The 20,799-nt window shown below is 39.7% G+C and carries 18 protein-coding genes and 2 tRNA genes; 12 read left to right on the forward strand and 8 right to left on the reverse strand.

Annotation, left to right across the window (positions count from 1 at the left end):
* Window positions 1-125: 125 nt before the first annotated feature.
* The 4 genes from PYV58_RS16495 to PYV58_RS16510 all read left to right on the forward strand — a co-directional run bounded on the left by PYV58_RS16495 (window position 126) and on the right by PYV58_RS16510 (window position 2,908).
* The gene (locus tag PYV58_RS16495; protein ID WP_034618380.1) at window positions 126-1,550 is read left to right on the forward strand and encodes an amino acid permease; all 1,425 of its coding nucleotides are present in this window, start codon (window positions 126-128) and stop codon (window positions 1,548-1,550) included.
* A gap of 131 nt (window positions 1,551-1,681) precedes the next feature.
* Window positions 1,682-2,581, forward strand: coding sequence for a hypothetical protein (locus PYV58_RS16500; RefSeq protein WP_275059584.1), 900 nt, complete (start codon window positions 1,682-1,684; stop codon window positions 2,579-2,581).
* A gap of 133 nt (window positions 2,582-2,714) precedes the next feature.
* Window positions 2,715-2,790 (forward strand) — tRNA-Glu (locus tag PYV58_RS16505).
* 42 nt (window positions 2,791-2,832) lie between these two features.
* A tRNA-Glu gene (locus PYV58_RS16510) sits at window positions 2,833-2,908 on the forward strand.
* Window positions 2,909-2,993: 85 nt separating this feature from the next.
* Here the strand turns inward: PYV58_RS16510 and PYV58_RS16515 are convergent.
* Window positions 2,994-3,608, reverse strand: coding sequence for a YiiX family permuted papain-like enzyme (locus PYV58_RS16515; RefSeq protein WP_034617476.1), 615 nt, complete (start codon window positions 3,606-3,608; stop codon window positions 2,994-2,996).
* A gap of 200 nt (window positions 3,609-3,808) precedes the next feature.
* Complete coding sequence (locus PYV58_RS16520; RefSeq protein ID WP_227504280.1) at window positions 3,809-4,999, reverse strand: putative solute-binding protein; 1,191 nt, start codon at window positions 4,997-4,999, stop codon at window positions 3,809-3,811.
* 378 nt (window positions 5,000-5,377) lie between these two features.
* Here PYV58_RS16520 and PYV58_RS16525 point away from each other — a divergent pair, with 378 nt between their 5' ends.
* The 3 genes from PYV58_RS16525 (at window position 5,378) to PYV58_RS16535 (ending at window position 9,173) form a co-directional block, all read left to right on the forward strand.
* A complete protein-coding gene (locus PYV58_RS16525; protein WP_034617481.1) occupies window positions 5,378-5,962 on the forward strand; it encodes a 5-formyltetrahydrofolate cyclo-ligase in 585 nt (194 codons plus the stop codon).
* Window positions 5,963-6,109: 147 nt separating this feature from the next.
* Window positions 6,110-8,539: an endopeptidase La gene (lon, locus tag PYV58_RS16530; protein ID WP_004722406.1), complete on the forward strand. Its 2,430-nt coding sequence runs from the start codon at window positions 6,110-6,112 to the stop codon at window positions 8,537-8,539.
* Between the two features lie 256 nt (window positions 8,540-8,795).
* Complete coding sequence (locus PYV58_RS16535; RefSeq protein WP_034617484.1) at window positions 8,796-9,173, forward strand: VOC family protein; 378 nt, start codon at window positions 8,796-8,798, stop codon at window positions 9,171-9,173.
* A 259-nt stretch (window positions 9,174-9,432) separates the two neighbouring features.
* On the opposite strand, the gene PYV58_RS16540 is transcribed toward PYV58_RS16535, so the two are convergent.
* From PYV58_RS16540 to PYV58_RS16560, 5 genes are all read right to left on the reverse strand, one after another.
* Complete coding sequence (locus tag PYV58_RS16540) at window positions 9,433-9,861, reverse strand: hypothetical protein (RefSeq protein WP_004819693.1); 429 nt, start codon at window positions 9,859-9,861, stop codon at window positions 9,433-9,435.
* 149 nt (window positions 9,862-10,010) lie between these two features.
* Entirely contained in the window at window positions 10,011-10,856 is an 846-nt protein-coding gene (gene dapF, locus PYV58_RS16545; RefSeq protein ID WP_004819692.1) for a diaminopimelate epimerase, read from the reverse strand.
* A gap of 13 nt (window positions 10,857-10,869) precedes the next feature.
* Window positions 10,870-12,114 carry a diaminopimelate decarboxylase gene (lysA, locus tag PYV58_RS16550; RefSeq protein WP_034617487.1) on the reverse strand — a complete coding sequence of 415 codons (1,245 nt, stop codon included), beginning with the start codon at window positions 12,112-12,114 and terminating at the stop codon, window positions 10,870-10,872.
* Between the two features lie 33 nt (window positions 12,115-12,147).
* Window positions 12,148-12,378 carry a hypothetical protein gene (locus PYV58_RS16555; protein WP_034617490.1) on the reverse strand — a complete coding sequence of 77 codons (231 nt, stop codon included), beginning with the start codon at window positions 12,376-12,378 and terminating at the stop codon, window positions 12,148-12,150.
* 155 nt (window positions 12,379-12,533) lie between these two features.
* Window positions 12,534-13,934, reverse strand: a complete 1,401-nt coding sequence (locus PYV58_RS16560) for an amino acid permease (RefSeq protein WP_004819689.1) — start codon at window positions 13,932-13,934, stop codon at window positions 12,534-12,536.
* A 279-nt stretch (window positions 13,935-14,213) separates the two neighbouring features.
* Between PYV58_RS16560 and radA the strand changes: the two genes are divergently transcribed.
* The 3 genes from radA (at window position 14,214) to PYV58_RS16575 (ending at window position 17,676) form a co-directional block, all read left to right on the forward strand.
* Window positions 14,214-15,599: a DNA repair protein RadA gene (radA, locus tag PYV58_RS16565; RefSeq protein WP_004722416.1), complete on the forward strand. Its 1,386-nt coding sequence runs from the start codon at window positions 14,214-14,216 to the stop codon at window positions 15,597-15,599.
* Window positions 15,600-16,155: 556 nt separating this feature from the next.
* Window positions 16,156-17,157: a Tim44-like domain-containing protein gene (locus PYV58_RS16570; protein WP_004819688.1), complete on the forward strand. Its 1,002-nt coding sequence runs from the start codon at window positions 16,156-16,158 to the stop codon at window positions 17,155-17,157.
* A 192-nt stretch (window positions 17,158-17,349) separates the two neighbouring features.
* Window positions 17,350-17,676, forward strand: a complete 327-nt coding sequence (locus tag PYV58_RS16575; RefSeq protein ID WP_034617493.1) for a hypothetical protein — start codon at window positions 17,350-17,352, stop codon at window positions 17,674-17,676.
* Window positions 17,677-17,762: 86 nt separating this feature from the next.
* Here the strand turns inward: PYV58_RS16575 and PYV58_RS16580 are convergent, their stop codons facing one another.
* A complete protein-coding gene (locus tag PYV58_RS16580; protein WP_004722420.1) occupies window positions 17,763-18,938 on the reverse strand; it encodes a trypsin-like peptidase domain-containing protein in 1,176 nt (391 codons plus the stop codon).
* 171 nt (window positions 18,939-19,109) lie between these two features.
* Between PYV58_RS16580 and PYV58_RS16585 the strand changes: the two genes are divergently transcribed.
* On the forward strand, window positions 19,110-19,868 hold the full coding sequence (locus PYV58_RS16585) for a Nif3-like dinuclear metal center hexameric protein (protein WP_034617496.1): 759 nt from the start codon (window positions 19,110-19,112) through the stop codon (window positions 19,866-19,868).
* Window positions 19,869-20,088: 220 nt separating this feature from the next.
* Window positions 20,089-20,715 carry a superoxide dismutase gene (locus PYV58_RS16590; protein WP_004722425.1) on the forward strand — a complete coding sequence of 209 codons (627 nt, stop codon included), beginning with the start codon at window positions 20,089-20,091 and terminating at the stop codon, window positions 20,713-20,715.
* The last annotated feature ends 84 nt before the right edge of the window (window positions 20,716-20,799 follow it).

The raw sequence follows: 20,799 nt of genomic DNA on the forward strand, positions 1-20,799 counted from the left end.
TAAAAACCATAAAATCACGGTGATTTATAGTATTGCTTATTGAGCATTAGCAACACTCAATCATTGCACTATTTATGAATTGGGCTAAAATAGCGCGCTTCTTGTTTTATTTCCATCTGAAGCTTATGCAGTCATCACCAAATCAAAATGATGCTCAGGTATCATCTAATTCTTCACCACTCAAACGAGCAATGAGTACTCGTCACTTGGTGATGATTTCGCTTGGTGGTGCAATCGGTACAGGGCTTTTTTTAGGTTCTGGTGAAGTAATCTCACAAACCGGTCCGATTGGTGCCATTATCTCTTACATCCTCGGCGGTGTAATTGCCTATATGGTAATGCTGTGCTTAGGCGAACTTGCGGTTCATATGCCTGAGTCTGGTTCATTTGGTACTTATGCACAACGATACATTGGTCCAGGTACCGGATACACCGTTACTTGGCTGTATTGGCTAACATGGTCAGCAACACTAGGCACTGAATTTACTGCTGCGGCTTTGTTAATGCAAGAATGGTTTCCGCATATCTCGATGTGGTTATGGACCCTGATTTTTGCAGCAATCGTGTTTGGCTTAAATATGAGCTCAACCAAATGGTTTGCCGAATCTGAGTTCTGGCTCTCTTTGGTTAAAGTCATCACGGTAATCGCTTTTATTCTTTTTGGTCTCTTGGCAATTTTTGGGATTTTAAATTATCAGGGACATACTTCAGCACCGTTATTTAGTAATTTGACTGATGAAGGCTGGTTCCCACAAGGTCTATTCCCAATCTTCACCACCATGTTAATCGTGAACTTTGCCTTCTCCGGTACTGAGTTGATTGGCGTTGCTGCGGGTGAAACTGAAGATCCTGCGAAAAATGTGCCTAAAGCTATCAATACTGCTATTTGGCGTTTATTGATTTTCTTTGTCGGTACAATCATTGTCATTAGTGCATTGCTACCTCACCAAATGGCAGGATTACATGCTGAAGGGGTCAGTAGCAGCCCATTTGTTACCGTATTTGATCATATTGGTATTCCATACGCAGAAGACATTATCCGTTTTGTGATCATCACTGCATTGTTGTCTGCGGCTAACTCAGGGCTATTTGCAGCGTCACGTATGATGTGGTCGCTCTCAGCCAAGAAACAGCTTCCAGCATTATTTTCTAGGGTCAATGCACGCGGTATTCCATATATTGCGGTGATTGTCACCATGTTCGGTGCATTACCTGGTCTGCTTTCAGAGCAATTTGCACCTGAAACTATTTTTAAAAACTTGTTGGGTGTGGCTGCGTTTACCATGGTTGTGGTGTGGATGAGTATTTGTCTGAGCCAGTTTAATTTTAGACGTCAATGGTACAAACAAGGTCATACCAAAGCTGAATTAGGCTTTGCTGCGCCATTGTTTCCAATTGTGCCGATCTTAGGTTTTATCTTCTGTTTAATTACCTGTATCAGTATGGTATTTGACCCTGAGATGGTGGTGGGCTTTATTTGTTGTTTAATCTTTATTGCCATTTGCTATATCAGCTACGCATTTTTATATAAAGATCAATCACAACCCTAAACAAGATCTAACTGATCATGCCTAAACAAAAAGTGTAGCCATTGGCTACACTTTTTGTACATTCATAGATAGTCAAAATCAGTTTAAACTCGTAATTTAATAGCTAAACATAACAATCTATAAAAACCCCAATGAAGATTATTTTTATTCATGGTATGAACCAGCAGAATTATAATGCTGAGAGTTTAAAGCAACATTGGGTTGATATTCTTCAACAGGGAATCGATGAACTTAAACTGCCTATTTCAACCGCACAATTAGATATTCGCTTGGCTTTTTATGGCGATTTAATCAGCAAACACCAATTAAGTAATCGCTTTGACTTAGAAAGCTTTCTGCCTAAATCATGGGTAAACTTCCACTTTCATAAACATACAACAACGCCAGCCACGACAACTTTAAATGTCGCTCCCGCAATTCCAATACTGCCCTACTTCATGCCTGAGCATGACTTAAAACTGTCTAAACGCTTGTATTTGGCTTCGCAATTGTTAAAAGATAAGGCGCTTAAAGAGTTCTCTTTAATTTTAAATAATTTTCCAAAACTCCATGAAAGTCTGATTCATAAATTTCTGATCGAAACTTATTTATACCTCGCCAATCCTCAGTTTATGGATGAAGTCCACCAACGGATACTGGCCAGCTTAGAACCCGATCAACCGCATATTATTGTTGCGCATTCGTTAGGAACCGTGATTGCCTATAATCTGTTACAACAGCTGCAAGCAAACTACCAGATACAACGCTTTATTACCTTAGGCTCACCACTCACCTTTAAAGTGATTCAGTCTAAACTAACACCACCCATCAAAAGACCAAATTGTCTAAATGGTGATTGGCATAATTTCTATTCACCAGATGATTTTTTAACCGCTTTCCCGTTGATCAATGCACCCTTTGACTTTCAACCCGCAATTTTAAATACCGCGATTTCAACGTTTATTCATACTCCTCATCAAATCGCAGGCTATTTACAACATCCTGCGGTGATTCAAAATATTTTAGATCCCATTCTGTACCCCAAGCCGTAATAATGGTCTTAATTTTAACCACTTTGCTCATATTGCTTTGTTTTTATCCATATAAACGCAATTTCAGTTTTTATTGTGGAAAAAAGTTTGACACCTGCCGGTATTCGCCCTAATATACGCCCACCTCTGAAACGACCCTATCGTCTAGAGGCCTAGGACATCGCCCTTTCACGGCGGTAACCGGGGTTCGAATCCCCGTAGGGTCGCCATTAATTTAATGGTTTAGTTTCAAGTGTCTGCCTCAATTTATTGACCCTATCGTCTAGAGGCCTAGGACATCGCCCTTTCACGGCGGTAACCGGGGTTCGAATCCCCGTAGGGTCGCCACATTCAAGAATGTATGTATATACCGCTTCTTATAAAAAACCTGAGCATCATGACTCAGGTTTTTTTATGTCTGCTATATTTTCAATCAATTCAAGCCAGCAACCGAGTCAACCATTTTCAATTTCTTTGAATTAAAAATTGCACTTGGCGCAATCACAGTTTCTCGCAATGGAATATGCTGTCCATAGCGTTGTTGCATAAGTGCTTTAACACTTCGATCTGTGAGATCAAAACTTGGTAATTTTTCCAAGGGCGCCAATTCTATTCCTAAAGCATATTGATAAGCTTTCCATACAATTTCAGAGCAATAAATTGCGTCATCATTCCATTCAAAATAAACATCATAGGGTTTATTTAAATAAGTCTCGGCCTGTTTGACTAACTTGTGTTGTTGCTCAGCAGTCAATTGAGGTTGATAACGCTTTACGACATAGGCTTTATTTACACCACGATTGATCCATTGTTGAAGCGGTGTATATTTCACAGGCTGAATCGCCTCCAAAACCAAAGTTTGTCCTTGTTTCATCACGATCATTCCCATGTGGCTATATGGCGAATGGGTGGCTTTTTGAATCACAAGACTTTGTGCAGATTTAGAGCTATGAAAAATAATATCTCCTGTCTGATACTCTGCGGCATATATCGAATTAACGCAAAACAACACTGTCAGTAACAAGAGTTTGAATGGTTTTTTTAACATCATTTAAATCTTAATTTTAATCTTCTTTATCTTGGATTTAATCTAACAGAGTAGTAAAGCATTGCCTAAACTTTGCAATAAAAAAGGAGCAAAATAAACTTTCATTTTGCTCCTTTAACTTTTAATTCAAATCAAAAACATCAGCTGTTTGTAATTTTGCTTTTGACTTAATCCATCATCAAAACAAGAGCAAAACCCAATCATTCATCATTTAAAGCACATTCAAAACTACTTGGGGTTTGACCACATCGAAACTTTTTCAAAATTTTCATCATTGTCGGGTCATAGAAGCCTTCTTTGGTCATCTGAATACGTGCTTCACGCATAATCTTGATATAGCCCGGTTTATCCGCTTCACGAATATCAAACCAATATTTATCTGGAACTTCTCGCTCCAGTTTATCGACAAACTGAAATGCTGGGCTGAGTTGTTTAGAAATCATTTCCCGTGCGATTGGTCCCATACCTGCAGGGAACTTATTCCGATGCATGATTAATGTGCCTGTCACCTGTATCAAAGGAAAGCGAATAATGCCACCGACCACATTGCCATTTTTATCGGTCATGCCCTTTTTCAATTCTAAAGGCTTAAATAACAAAGCAGGCCCCGCCATAATATCGACTTCTTTGTTATTGAACTTTCCACCCACGGTTAATAGATCAACAGAAACAGGTTGTGCACCAACATTTTGCACCAACTTCTTTTGAGTACCGTCAAAGTTCATGACTGCCACTTTTTTCCCTGCTGCTTTTGATAAAGTATCAATACGACGATCATTGACCATGATATACGCAGCACCTAAAGGAACAATCCCCACCACTTCATAATCACGATTGACCATTTTTGCATCGTACTCAGGCCGTGCAAGTAACTGGATCACGGTGGTTAATTGCTTATAGTTTTGTACTGCCCCAATGGCATCAATACTGCCAACAAACGGATTAAACTGACGTGCGCGAATGTTACTGATTCCAGCACCATCACAGCGTTTACTGCGGAAATCCTCAGTCAATACACGTTCATCGGTATAAACTCTTAAATTAATATCCGTAGAAGCGGTTTTCTTTAATTTTGGATAATTTAAATCAATATGCATCGACAATTTGGTTGGACGGGTAATTTTCATATCCACCCCAAATTCCTTAGCAATCTGTGTAATTCGTGGCAATTCACTGATATAACTGGTCGCTTGTTCAAAAGCTTCACTATTGGCGCCATCAGGAGAATACACACACAGCGTGACTGTTTTGGGAATCTGTTGCCAAACTTTTGGATCATTCATTAAGGTTTTAATTTTATTTTTTGAATGTGCAGATAACTCAAGATCCAATTTTGGCGCTGCTGGAGCGGCATAGCTCATCAGCGGTAAACTGCTTGCCAATGCGAGCATTGAGATAACAAACCGCCGTGACAAGGTATGAGATTGTTGTTTTAGCTGACTTTGCATGGTGTTTTCCTGTTTATTTTCGTGCTTATCCATAATCATCACTCACGTGAATTTCTTCTCAGCCTAATTGAAGTGCTTTCATTTGCAATTGACTGAGCAAAATCCTACATTTGTCAGAATAGATACTCTGGACTTAAAATGTAGAACATCAATATTTAATCTTGTTTTATCAAACGATTAGAATAATAGCTTAAAACCACCCATTTATCGCAAACTCTGATGAATAAAAGATAATCAAAATAAAATCTTGATCATTTCCTTATAAATGCTGTTTATCAATTCATTGTATACTGACAACAGTTTAGTTTTAGCATTCAGAACATGGATCAAAATTCACAACTGCGTAGATCTTTAAGACAACAACGACAAAAGCTGACCCGTAATCAACACACAACGATTGAACGGCAATGCTTTAAGCAGATGCTACGCCATCGCCATTTTTTGAATGCGCAGAAAATCGGATTATATTTAGATGCTTTTGGTGAAATTCAAACCAAATTGCTTATCGAATATTGCTGTGCGATTGGAAAAACCGTGTATTTGCCCATGATCTGCAATATGAACAAAAAACTGGTTTGGGTCAAAATATCAAATCGGCAGTTTCGCAATCGACGCTTTTCTTTACATCGTCTTGGGATGTTAGAACCTATGGCAAGTCGTGCTAAACATATTTCAATACTCGATCTGGTGGTCATGCCTTTATTGGCCTGTGATTTAAAAGGTAGCCGTATGGGCATGGGAGGCGGTTTCTATGATCGAACGCTTGCATCAGCTACATACCGCCCACATCGGCTTGGTTTAGCCCATGATTTCCAGTTACTCACCCACGAGCTTAAAAGAAATCCGTGGGATCAGCCCTTAGACAGCCTAATTACCCCAGCAAAAACCTATTATTTTCGCCGTTAAATTGACCAATAAATGCAAATAGGTTTATTTGTTAATCAAATAGTTGCGATTTTTTAAACTTTTTATTTGGCAAAGCCCTTGTAATTTTTGAAATACACATCACTATAAAAAACATGGCAACACCGTTGTCACTCATTAGGAGTGCCCATGTCTGAGATTATTATGAATCAAGAAAACTTAGAGCCACAGGTTCCAAGTGTATTACCGCTTTTAGCGTTGCGTGACGTGGTTGTGTACCCACATATGCAAATTGCGCTATTTGTGGGTCGTGAAAAATCGATCAATGCAGTTGATGTGGCTCGTAACAGTGACAATTTAGTATTTGTAGTTGCGCAAAAAGATTCGCTTACAGAAGAAATTGATCACGACAACTTATATCAATATGGTACCGTCGCAAAGATTGTACAAGTTGTGAATCATGAAAATGATGAAAACTGTATCAAGGTACTGATTGAAGGCTTACATCGTTCTAAGCTGGTTGAGATCATCGACAATGATGAATACTTATCGGCTGAACATGCATTAAGCCCAATGACCATATCTGTAGATAAAGATACTCAAGCAACACGTGTAGAAGAATTACGTGCACTGTTTTCACAGTATGCAGAAGCCAAATTACGTAATGCACGTGAATTGATTGCAGCAGCAAATAAAATCGACGATTTATTACAATTGTTGTTCTTTGTTGCAACCCGTGTACCTTTAAATATCGATGTAAAACAAAAATTCCTAGAGCACGATGAGTTTGAAGCACACTTACAAGAGCTAATGACTTATTTATTGCAACAATCTGAAGAACAACAGATTGAGCAAACATTGCATGACTCTGTAAAACGCCAAATGGAAAAGAACCAACGCGAATACTTCCTCAATGAGAAGATGAAAGTCATTCAGCGTGAACTTTCCGATATGAATGGTGGTGCGGAAGATGATGTTGCTGAAATTGAAAAACGTTTAGCGGAAGCTGATTTACCTGAACATGTACGTAAAAAAGCTGAAAATGAATTCCGTAAACTCAAAGCCATGCAACCTGCGTCAAGTGAGGCTGCTGTTGTACGCAACTATATCGAGGCGATTTTAGATACGCCTTGGAATAAAGCCAGCAAAGTCAGCATTAACTTAGCCAAGGCTCAGGAAATTTTAGATACAGACCACTATGGTTTGGATGAAGTTAAAGAACGTATTGTTGAATACCTTGCGGTGCAATCACGCGTGAAAAAACTTCGTGGTCCAATCCTTTGTTTAGTTGGTCCTCCTGGTGTTGGTAAAACCTCACTCGGGGAGTCAATTGCCAAAGCAACTGGTCGTGAATTTGTTCGTATGGCACTCGGTGGTGTCCGTGACGAAGCAGAAATTCGTGGTCATCGTCGTACCTATATTGGCGCAATGCCGGGTAAAATTGTGCAGTCGTTGACTAAAGTTGGTGTTAAGAACCCACTGTTCTTGCTCGACGAAGTGGACAAAATGGCACAGGATTATCGTGGTGATCCAGCTTCTGCCCTGCTTGAAGTACTTGATCCATCACAGAACAACAAGTTTAACGATCACTACTTAGATCTTGATCTTGACTTGTCTGAAGTGATGTTTATCTGTACTGCAAACAGCATGAATATTCCTGAGGCTTTATTAGACCGTATGGAAGTAATTCGTTTGCCGGGTTATACCGAAGACGAAAAAGTCAATATTGCAGATCGTTACCTTGTTCCAAAAGCAATCAAGAACAATGGTTTGCGTGGCAAAGAATTGACTGTTCATGAAGAAGCGATTCGTGACATTGTACGTCGTTATACCCGTGAAGCTGGTGTACGTAGCCTTGAACGTGAAGTATCGAAGATTGCACGTAAAGTGGTGAAAGAATCAGTCAGTAAGAAAGCGAAAAACTTACATATTGATGTCACTGCTGAAAACTTACCTGAATATTTAGGTGTGCATAAATTTGATTACGGTATGGCGGAAGAAGAAGCTCAAGTGGGTCGTGTAAATGGCTTGGCATGGACTTCTGTCGGTGGTGAGTTACTAACCATTGAAGTTGCAGCTGTAAAAGGTAAAGGTAAATTTATTACCACGGGTTCACTCGGCGATGTAATGAAGGAATCGATTACTGCGGCAATGACTGTGGTTCGTACACGTGCTGATGAATTGGGTATTGAAGCTTCTCGTTTTGAAGAAACTGATGTACACGTTCACTTACCTGAAGGTGCGACACCGAAAGATGGACCATCTGCAGGTTTGGCATTAACCACTGCTCTGGTTTCGGCATTCACAGGGATTGCAATTCGTCCTGATATTGCAATGACAGGTGAAACCAGCTTAGGTGGCCGAGCAATGCGTATTGGTGGCTTAAAAGAGAAACTTTTAGCAGCACATCGTGGTGGGGTTAAACTGGTGTTTATCCCACAAGAAAACGTTCGTGACTTAGCTGAAATTCCTCAGAACGTGAAAGATGGTTTGGAAATTAAAGCAGTGAAAAGCATCGATGAGATTCTTCCACTTGCTTTGGTTGAACAACCTACGCCATTGGTCAAAGCACCAATCGTTAAAGCGGTTGATGAAGGCAAAAAAGCTGCACGTCATTGATCCAATGATCGAAAAAGAGAACGCTTCGGCGTTCTTTTTTTATCTTTATAATCTATTGTTTCTTTGTGTTTTTCTTGAAATATTGATTAAAAAATAAACTTATTTACAAAATACAGCTACGCTTGAGTTAAGTTTGTCATAAGCTAATCACAATAAAGTCTAAAAATAGAGTTTAAAGGCTCAACTGCCCTTAAGCTTATAAATACAGCCATGTATGGTTATAAAACCGATAACAGCAAAATAAAAGGACACGTTTATGTCAAATCCAGTGTGTTGGTTCGAAATCTATGTCAATGATATGGCACGAGCTAAATTATTTTATCAAACGGTGATTGGTGTTGAGCTGAGTTTACTCAGTGATCCAAATGATTCATCGGTGGAAATGTGGACATTTCCATCGGATATGAGCCAATACGGTGCAACAGGCTCATTGGTTAAAATGGAAGGCATTTCTGCTGGTGGAAACAGTACAATTGTCTATTTCAGTAGTGAAGATTGTGCCATTGAAGAAGCCCGAGTAGCAGCCGCTGGCGGTCAAGTTCATCAAACAAAAATGTCGATTGGGCCTCATGGGCATATTGTTTTGGCGATTGATACTGAAGGCAATATGTTTGGTATTCACTCAATGAATTAATCGTGAGTGAACTCAACGACTGCTGGTAATTTAAAATTGGCAACTAAACTGGTTGAAAATTATACGAACATCCTCATATATAAATTATACAAGTATGCGCGCTGTAAGTGTGGTTACTTAACGTCGATTTGGTCTCCAGACAGATCAACGTTAAAACACAGTCCTACCCATTTTGGACTGTGTTTTTTTATGGGTAACTTAGGGCTGATTACAAAAGCTTATCCCAGAAAAACGATCTATTGACTTAAAGCGTATAGATTTATGACCGGTTCTGCTGCCATTGTGCATATTTTTGACTAATCACGACTGCCATCAAATCATAATTATCCCATGTATCATCCACAGCATAGGTATCCGTCAAACCTTTAGCATCAACTAAGATTTCATCATAATCTTTAAAATATTCATGACTCTCATAATAGGCTTGGGTAAATTCAAAGCCTTGTTCATTTAAATCTTCTTCCCAAAATTTTTCATCGCACATATTGATCAAAAACTGTCGTCCAGTCATTTGACGTGTGCGGACTTGTTCTAATTCATCTACACTTTCTTCTTGATGAAACTCACCTTCCAATTGGTTATTGATAATCCAGGCTAAATAAATTCCAATATGTGTCCCACCATTTTCATATGGAAAGCCTGCTTGCTCTGCGGATTCGCCATGCCAATCAATACGATCTATTGCCATTATTTATTTTTCCTTTTGATTATTTATTGAGATCTTTAAACAGTATAAACACTTATTTTATATTTTTTAATCCAAAAACTAAGCAATTAAAGATAAAAAAAGCCCTAAAATTAATTCAGGGCTTTGCTCTAAGCTGTAAAAAAAGGAAATCAACCTTGGAAATAACGTAAATCTAAACGACCTTCATAAACGGTTGCAGTCGGCCCTGTCATCCAAACCACATCGCCTTCTTTCCATTCGATTTGTAATTTACCACCAGCCAACTCAATTTCGACATTATTGGCAAGTAAACCACGACGCATTCCAGAGACTGCGGCTGCACAAGCGCCTGTACCACATGCCATCGTTTCGCCGACACCACGTTCAAACACCCGTAAACGCGCATGCTTTTCATCAACAATTTGCATAAAACCAGCATTCACCCGTTGTGGGAAACGCGCATGTGCTTCCACTTGAGGGCCAATTTTGGCAACATCTGCAGTTAAAACATCGGGAACGATTGTCACCGCATGTGGATTGCCCATATTGACCACATCAATAGTCAGCAATTCATTATCTTTCAATGCGATGTCATACAATGCATCTGGTTCTTCTGCAAGAAATGGAATCTCATTGGGTAAAAATTTTGGATAGCCCATGTTGACACGCACCCAACCATTTTCACCCAACTCAGGTTCGACAATACCAGCGCTGGTTTGAACTTTAAAACGTTTTTTATTGGTCAACTGACGTTCATAAACAAACCGCGCAAAACAACGTACGCCATTGCCGCATTGCTCTACTTCTGAACCATCAGCATTGAAAATACGATATTTAAAATCAACATTGGGAAAATCTGGTGGTTCAACAATTAACAGTTGATCAAAACCAATCCCGAAATGGCGATCAGCCAAACGGCGAATGGTCATTGCATCAAAAAATGCACGCTGGCTGATTAAATCAACCACCATAAAGTCATTGCCCAGACCATGCATTTTGGTAAATTCTAATAACATTTAAAATGGCTCCTTAAGGCAATAAGCTTTCATTTTCCCAAAGTGATTCAATGGTTTCTCGCTTACGAATCACATACGATTGGTCAGCATCGACCATGACTTCAGCAGCACGACCACGGCTGTTATAATTTGAACTCATGACAAAACCATACGCACCTGCACCTAAAACAGCAAGATTGTCATTTTCCTGAATGGCAAGTTCACGTTCTTTACCGAGAAAATCGCCTGTTTCACAAATGGCACCCACGATATCCCAAGTTTTTGCTTCAACATCTGTACGCGATACTACAGCTTGAATGTCCATCCACGCTTGGTAAAGCGATGGACGAATCAAGTCATTCATTGCAGCATCAATAATTGCGAAATTACGATAATTGGTTGGTTTTAACAAATCAACTTTCGTCACCAATACCCCAGCATTTGCTGAAATACTCCGCCCCGGTTCCATATAGACTTTTAAGCCTAATTTCTCTAAAGCTGGACGCATTGCGTTGGCATATTCTGCAACACTTGGCGGTGTTTCATCTTTATAGGTCACCCCTAAACCGCCACCAATATCGATGTGTTTCAGCTGGATGCCCAATTCTTTCAATTTTGCAATCATCATGATGACGCGGTCAAGCGCATCTACGAAAGGTTGTGTTTCAGTTAATTGCGAACCAATGTGACAATCGATCCCAATCACATCAAGGTTGGGTAAAGACGCCGCATATTGATAGGTTTCAAAAACTGAATCTGATGGAATACCAAATTTATTTTCTTTTAAACCTGTCGAAATATAAGGATGGGTTTTCGCATCTACATCTGGGTTTACCCGTAACGAAATCGGAGCTTTTTTGCCTAAACCTGCCGCAACTTTCTGGATACGATCAAGTTCAGCATGAGATTCCACATTGAAGCACGCAATCCCCACTTCTAAGGCTTTTTGAATATCTGCTTCTTGTTTGCCTAAACCTGAGAATACGATTTTTGTAGCATCTCCACCTGCGGCAAGGACCCGTGCAAGCTCACCACCTGTGACAATATCAAAGCCTGAGCCTAATTTTGCCAATACATTCAATACCGCAAGATTTGAGTTTGACTTCACCGCAAAACAAATTTGATGATCGATAAAGCTAAATGCCTGATCCATATCCAAATAATGCTTTTCAAAAGTTGCCTTTGAATAAACATAAAGCGGTGTGCCATATTGCTGCGCGAGTTGATCTAAAGAACATTGCTCTGCATGCAATACCCCATGAATGCGGGAGAAACTCATGAATCTATCCTTTCAATGAAAGTGTAATTAGGTTTAGTTTGAAGTGGCTTGAGACGCTGGCACAGACTGATCTGCAACGGCTGTCTGATCTTGCACTTTTGCCTTGCTTTGGGCAGCTTTATTGGCATCTTTTGAATAAAGCAAATATTTGGCACGTTTGTCATAGTCTTGACTGTTTGCCAACTGCAAATTGCCTGATTGACCACAACCCACCAACACCGCACTTGCTAAAACTAAACCGATGCCACAAATTGCAAAACGCATTTGTTCACCTATTTCCAAAATTTTCGTCAGTATACCTTATACCTTGAATCTAAAATATAGACCAAAGCGGAAGCCTTAAAGCTTAAAATGAGAATAAAAAAAACGCCAGTAAATTACTGACGTTTTCTTATCAATATCATTGAAATCGTTAATGACTATTTTTTCTTATAAAAACAGAAATAACCAATCGCAAGGATAATGAGCCAGATCGGACTGACCATCAATGATTTCATTGTATCTGGTTCTAATGCAAGAATACCAATCGTACCGACAAAGAAAATGATCACGATATAACAAGTAATCGGTCCACCTGGTAATTTAAACACTGATTTTGCATGAAGTTCTGGGCGTGTTTTGTAGTACACCAAGTAACTCCACAAAATAATGATCCATACCAAGATAAACAAGATCGTGGATAGTGTGGTTGCTAAAGTAAATGCTTCGACTGTGTTTGGAACGAAATATTGTAATGCCGCACCACCCAATAGACATACACCAGAGAAATACAAAGCATTCGCTGGAACTGCGCGTTTATTTAACAGACCAAATGCTTTAGGACCTTGGTCTTCACGAGAAAGACCAAATAGCATACGACTTGTTGAGAAGACACCACTGTTCATTGAAGACATTACAGAAGAAAGGACCACCAAGTTCATAATGATTGCAGCCGCAGCAATTCCCGCTTGACTAAACAAGTTCACAAATGGGCTAACTTTCGGATCAATCATATTCCATGGTGTAACTGACATAACAATCACCAATGCCAATACATAGAAGAAAATAATACGGATTGGAATTGAGTTAACGGCTTTAGGTAGGTTCTTCTCTGGATCTTTGGTTTCTGCTGCTGTGGTACCAACAAGTTCAACACCGACAAAAGCAAAGATGGCAATTTGGAAGCCTGCTAAGAAGCCTTCAAAGCCTTTCGGGAACATTCCCCCATGATCCCAAAGATGGGTAAATGACGCCACTTGACCTGTTGCCGCCGAAGTAAAGCCAGTAAAAATCATCCAGAAACCCACCAAAATTAACACCACAATGGCAATAATTTTGATCAGCGCAAACCAGAATTCCAATTCACCAAACAGTTTTACTGTGACTAGGTTCAATCCTAAAATAAAGAAGATTGCGGCAACACTGATCATTGCCCCTTCAGTTGGGGTAAAGGGCACCCCATTATTGAAGAACTGTAAGTAATAGATGATTGCAGATAAATCTGCGATACCAATAGTGATCCAACACAACCAATAAGTCCATCCGACAAAATAGCCGGCCCATGGTCCGATCAAATCTGTAGAAAAATCAATAAATGACTTGTATTGCAAGTTTGAAAGTAACAGTTCACCAAGCGCACGCATGACGAAAAAAACCATCAAACCAATGATCATGTAAATAAATAATATGGATGGTCCCGCAAGACTGATCGTCTTCCCTGAACCCATAAATAAGCCTGTACCAATCGCACCACCAATTGCAATTAATTGTAGATGACGATTCGATAAACTTCTTGCTAGTTCACCTGTTTCCGCAGAAGAACTGAGGTTTTCATTTGACATTGTTATATTCTTCTCTCAGATTTCGTTGTACAAAAGTAGCTTAAAACAAAAAAAATAAAAAAGCCTTTTTCAATGAATACTTAAAATATCTAAGTTTTTTCATCTTTTAGCTTATTTAATAGTCAAACGACTATCCCTTACCTTTCTTATTTTTACCGTTCCTTCGATTTGCAGTTTACGTGCCAAAATAGTTTTTGGCGAGATGTTAAGCAAAAAATTGTATTTCAATGGCGCTATTGGTACATTCAGCACATCATTCAAAAGGTGAACGCACTCAAAATGGGCAAAGTCAAAACTGTTTATCGTTGTGAACAATGTGGTACAGACCATCCAAAATGGGCAGGTCAATGTTCAGACTGTGGTGAATGGAATTCTCTGACTGAAGTGCGCATTGAACCTGTCGTATCACATCGTGCCAAACCTATGGGCGGTGGGTATGCTGGACAAGCAGCCAATGTCACCTTGCTTAACCAGATTACCGTGTCCAATGAAACACGTTTAGCTACGGGTATAGGCGAGTTTGACCGAGTACTTGGTGGTGGTTTAGTCACAGGTTCTGTCGTCCTGATTGGGGGTGACCCGGGTATTGGTAAATCAACGATTCTGTTGCAAACCGCAACGCATATGGCTGCTGCGAAGAATTCAGCGCTCTATGTCACAGGGGAAGAATCACTTTCACAAGTGGCTTTACGTGCCAATCGTCTTGACTTAGCTACCGATAAATTACAAGTCATGGCAGAGACGTGTGTAGAACGAATTTGTGATACCCTCGCACAATTGCGCCCTGCCGTTGCCATCCTTGACTCAATCCAAACCTTATATACCGAAACCTTACAATCTGCTCCCGGCGGTGTTTCACAAATTCGTGAGTCAGCTGCACTATTGACTCGATTTGCAAAAAACAGTGGTACAGCGTTATTTCTTGTTGGTCACGTCACCAAAGAAGGTGCCTTGGCCGGTCCACGTGTACTTGAACACATGGTCGATTGCGTACTGTATTTTGAAGGGCAATCTGACTCCCGCTATCGTATGATTCGTGCTGTTAAAAACCGTTTTGGTGCGGTCAATGAACTTGGTGTATTTGGCATGACAGATAAGGGCTTAAAAGAAGTCGCCAATCCGTCTGCCATCTTTTTAAGTCGTTATGATGAAGCGATTCCCGGTTCAGTGGTGATGATCAGTCGTGAAGGTACACGGCCATTATTGGTTGAAGTTCAAGCACTGGTTGATGACGCGCATGGACAACCGCGACGGGTTGCACTGGGTTTAGAACAAAACCGCTTAAATATGTTGCTTGCGGTTATGCATCGCCATGGTGGTGTACAGACCTCTGGACAAGACGTTTATGTCAATGTCGTGGGTGGCTTAAAAATTACCGAAACAGGTTCTGATCTTGCAGTACTTTTGGCCTGTGCTTCAAGTTTACGCTCTAAAGCTTTACCACAACAATTGGCTGTGTTTGGTGAAGTGGGATTATCAGGTGAAATACGCCCTGTTCCCAATGGGCAAGAACGCTTAAAAGAAGCCATAAAACATGGTTTTAAATACATCATCGTACCTAGAGGCAATGCACCACAAAAGCCTATTGCAGGTGTACAAATTATTGCAGTGGCTCGACTGCATGAGGCATTAACAGAAGCCATGCAATTGAGTGATGAAGTCTAAGCATCCCATTTATAAAATAGGATCAAGCCTTACAAGGAAGTAAGCTTGCTTTGAAAGATGGCTTAAATCAAAATTTGCCTCTTCTCCCTCATTAAATGAACCCTCACAGATCCAATAAAAATTAAATCTCTGACTAAAGTTAAAACAACAGTTTTGCTTTAATCATTTTTATAACGGATTGATCGATCGATATTTATTCAAATAATTTAAAGGTAAAGGCTGGGTACTACACGCTATAAATTATCCATTAAATCATGAGAATTTTTATCATAAATTGCTGCACTAAATTTGTATATCACAGCACAATTCCACCGATATGATAAAAGCCTTTTTTAAATTGATAGTTTTAATTATTTCAATAGATTAGAAAATCCGTATTGGACTTTAAAAGCCCAGCAATATATTCGTTATGTTTATGTGAATATATGTGCAAATAAATCTTAAAAACATTGAAATTCTCTTAAAAAGACTGCATAAAGAGAACTATGAAAAGCAATTACAGTAATGTGCTTGCACTCATATTCATCAACATATTTTTTTAATATAGGTAGATTCAATGGAAGTTCGACAGCGCGGCTTGGTCGCAGGTATTTTAATGGCAACTTTGGCTGTAGCACCTTTGGCTGAAGCAAAACGTGCAGGTGGTGGTAAAAGCCATGGCATGAGCCGTTCTTCGAGTTCAAGTCAGTCTTATTCTCAACCTCGACAAGTTACGCCTGCTCAACAACCAACGCCTGCTCAACCTGGACAACAAAAATCAGGTTCTGGTGTAGGTAAAATGGTTGCTGCTGGTGTTGCAGGTGCAGCAGTAGGTGCGATTGCGGCAAATGCAATGGCTGATGATCATAATGGTAATGCCCAAGCACAAACCAATGATGCTGAATTAGCGAAACAACAAGCAGCTGCTCAACAAGAAGAGAAAAAAGGTGGAATTCCAAGCTGGATCTGGTTAATCCTGATCGCAGGTGCTGCATTCTTCTTGTTCCGCAAATTCGGCGCAAAAAAAAAATTAGCCAGCAATAATCCGTATGCACCAAATAGCACAGGTCCAACATCTGCGCCATTTGGTCAAAACAATACGGCACGTAGTTCAAACGACGCGACCAATATTTTTGGTCAGTCTGTCAATGGTGGTACTGCAACCCAAGCACCGTTTGGCGCAGCGTCAATGCAAAGTGGCAATCAACTTCCAGATGGAACTGAACCTGCTGCTTTCTTACGTGTTGCTCGTCAACGCTTTAACCATATTCAGTCAATGAACTCGGTGAGCAATATTGCTGAAATTCAACGCTATTTAACAGCTGATCTTTATCAGTCAATGTACAGCGATATCATGGCAAACCAAGATCAAGATGTGGCTGAGTTTTCAAACTTAAATGCATTGGTATTGGATAGCGCGACAGAAAATGGACAATACGTGGTGAGTGTTCGTTTTACTGGCACTGTCAGCGAAGACTTAAATAGTCAACCTGTACCGTTCTCAGAAGTATGGCACTTTGTTAAACCAGCAGGGTCTACTCAAGATTGGTTAGTTGCTGGAATTCAACAAGAAAGTTAATTGAATAGCGTTTTATTGCAATAAAAACAGTGCTTCGGCACTGTTTTTTTATTTTAAAAATACAGTAGATATTGATGATTTTCTATCGAATAGATTAAATCGAGACGGAAATAGTTTTGTTGAGATACAGCCATTCGTTTAAAATCACTTTGTCTTTATAATCAAAGCTAATTAAAAAAATGGGATAAACAAATGAATAAAATAATCTATAGTCTAATTCTCAGTTGTAGCGCACTTTCAAGCTTTAGCTTTGCCTGTGATCCAGCTTCTTTAGACTGGGAGAAATTCCATAAGACCTATGATTTAAATAAAAATGGTACCTTTGAGCTCAATGAGTTCTTAAAAGTCAAAGACTTTGATCCACTCCCATGGCCAGATGACCGACGCTTTAAAGGTCAAGATAAAAACATTAAATTATTTAAATTCTTAGATAAAAATAAAGATGCAAAGCTCTCAAATGAAGAAGTTGGCGCAATCCATAGCCTATTACCTAATCCCTGTGCCAATTGGCCTCACTAGCACTAAATAGTCTTTTGAGCTAAGGAAAACCTTCATCTCAGACATAAAAAAGCCCTGATGAATCAGGGCTAAAATTTTGGTAAGACTTAACGTCGTGGTAAAGGGATAAATTGTGAGTCAGCACTTTGAACTTTACGCTCACCCACTTTAACCGTGAGATTGACGGTTTGTTCGCCACGGATGACTTCAACTTGAATATCGGTATTCGGTGCTTGGAGCGCAACATAATTAATTAAATGTGAGGTTGAAGTAATATCTTCATTATTCACTTTAACAATACGATCGCCCACTTTAATCCCCGCTTCCGCCGCAGGACCTTTTTTCAATACATCAGCAACCACAACACCTGGTTGACGCGGTTGTAAAACATCTGCTTGCGTTGGTGGAACTAAACTAATGCCCATCCATCCACGAATCACACGGCCATCTTTTAAAATCGAATTTAAAATTTGCTGACAGATTTTGGCAGGAATGGCAAAGCCAATCCCCAACGAACCACCTGACTGTGAGAAGATTGCAGTATTAACACCAATCAAATTCCCAGCCACATCAATCAATGCACCACCCGAATTACCCGGATTAATGGCTGCATCGGTCTGAATAAAGTCTTCGTAAGTATTGATACCGAGATCAGAACGACCCGTTGCAGAGATAATCCCTTGCGTTACCGTTTGCCCGACACCAAATGGATTTCCTATTGCCAATACAACATCACCAACTTCATTGCCACTCAATTTAAATGGCAAGACAGGTAATTCTTTCAATTCAATCTTGATCACAGCCAAATCTGTATCAGGATCCGTTCCGATTACAGTGGCTTCTGCACGGCGACCATCTTGCAAGGCAACAACGATTTGATCTGCTTGAGCAATCACATGGTTATTTGTCAAAATATAACCATCTGGACGCACAATCACTCCAGAACCTAAACTGTTTTCATTCTGGTTTTGATTTTGTTCAGGGATCTGATTTCCAAAGAACTCTCTAAACGCAGGATCATTGAGCAATGGATGATTTTGTTTTACTTTTTGAGTGGTAAAAATATTCACCACTGCTGGTGCGGCAACCTTAACGGCAGCACTATAGGACACCACACCACCCGTTCGAGATGTATTGACCAAAGGCTCAACTTTCTCAGCAGGCATCTTCACACCATCAGCAGCAATCGGTGCTTTGGGCTGTTGAAGTTTTTGCCAAACCACAAAACAAATAATAACCAGTATCAGTAAAACCCAAGGGAGCCAAGTAAATGAACGCCGCACGTTTTTATTCCTCTAAGAATTTTTTAATTCGTTGATGCAAAAGCAATTTGTATATTGTAAAGCAATTCAATCAAGAAACATAAAAAACACAAAGAGTTTTGTTCAGCTTTAGTTACAATTTAAAATATGTTTTGATGTTCTTAACACACTTCATTTAAATAAAGGTTATTCATGGCTTTACTCAAAGATATCATCCAGTGGTGTGATCAAACCTTAAAATCACATGAATTTAAAGATTACGCACCCAATGGATTACAAATCGAAGGACGATCTGAAGTAAAGAAAATCCTGTGTGCAGTCACGGCGTCACAGGATGCGATTGATGCAGCGATTGCACAACAAGCAGACCTGCTCTTGGTTCATCATGGCTATTTCTGGAAAGGCGAACCCTATCCAATCACAGGTATGCGTGGCAAACGAATCAAAGCATTAATCCGAAATGATATTTCACTTGTTGGATACCACCTCCCCTTGGATTCGCATCCAACACTGGGGAATAATGCAATGATTGCCAAAATCCTTGAGCTGGAAAACATTGAAGCTTTAGACCCAAGCGAACTCAACCCGATTGGTAATATTGGTTATTTAAAAAACCCGATCTCACCAGAAGATTTTAAACACCTTCTCACTGAAAAATTAGGTTTCAACACCATCCATCTCAATGCAGAAAAATCATTGATTCAAAAAGTCGGCTTCTGTACAGGTGGAGCACAGGATTTTATTGGCAAAGCGGCAGCAATGAATTGTGATGCCTATATTTCAGGTGAAGTCAGTGAGCGTACTTTTTATGAAGCCAAAGAGTTAGATGTGCATTACTATGCATGTGGTCACCATGCAACAGAGCGCTATGGTGTTCAACAACTTGCTCAAGCGATCGCGGAACAGTTCAATATTGACGCTCGTTATTTCGAACTCAACAACCCGATTTAAGCGCTATCCTAAAAAAAGTAGCGTATTTTTTGGCAAATATTGCTCTGCCGATTAGACACTTTTCCATAAAAATGCGATGTACTTTTTAGATTTTCTATATACGTATTAAATCGAAATAAATTGTGTATTGTTATTTAACATCTTGCACAATTGTTGAAAGAATCCATTACAATAAAGCCACTTAATGTTAAAACCCAGCTAAATGCAAGGAATTTAAAACATGACAACCATTACTTTACCTGCTTTACCATACGGCTATGAAGATCTTGCGCCGCACATCAGCAAAGAAACTTTAGAATTCCATCATGACAAGCACCACAATACTTATGTTGTAAACTTAAACAACTTAATCAAGGGTACTGATCTTGAAGGTAAAACTTTAGAAGAGATCATTGTTGCTGTTGCTGGCGATGCTTCTAAAGCAGGTGTATTCAACAACGCTGCACAAGTTTGGAACCACACATTCTACTGGAACTGTATGGCTAAAAACGGTGGCGGTAAAGCAACTGGCGCTTTAGCTGCTAAAATTGATGAAGCTTTCGGTTCTTACGAAAAATTCGCTGAAGAATTCGCTGCTGCTGCAACAACTCAATTCGGTTCAGGTTGGGCTTGGTTAGTTGCTGATAAAGTGAATGGCGAACTTTCTATTCTTAAAACTTCAAATGCAGATACTCCACTTGCACATGGCAAAGTAGCAGTACTTACAATTGACGTTTGGGAACATGCTTATTACATCGACTTCCGTAATGCTCGTCCTAAATACATTTCGACTTTCTTAGAAAGCCTTGTAAACTGGGACTATGCAAACGCGAAATATGCCGGCCAAGAAGCTGGTGTTGAAAAATAAGATCTCAGCATTTTATTTTTGTATAAAGGCCATTCTGTTTAGAATGGCTTTTTTATGCGATTTAATTTTTTTTAATTCGAATAT

Source organism: Acinetobacter sp. TAC-1 (genome assembly GCF_029025845.1).
In the GTDB taxonomy this organism is placed as follows: Bacteria; Pseudomonadota; Gammaproteobacteria; order Pseudomonadales; family Moraxellaceae; genus Acinetobacter; species Acinetobacter guillouiae.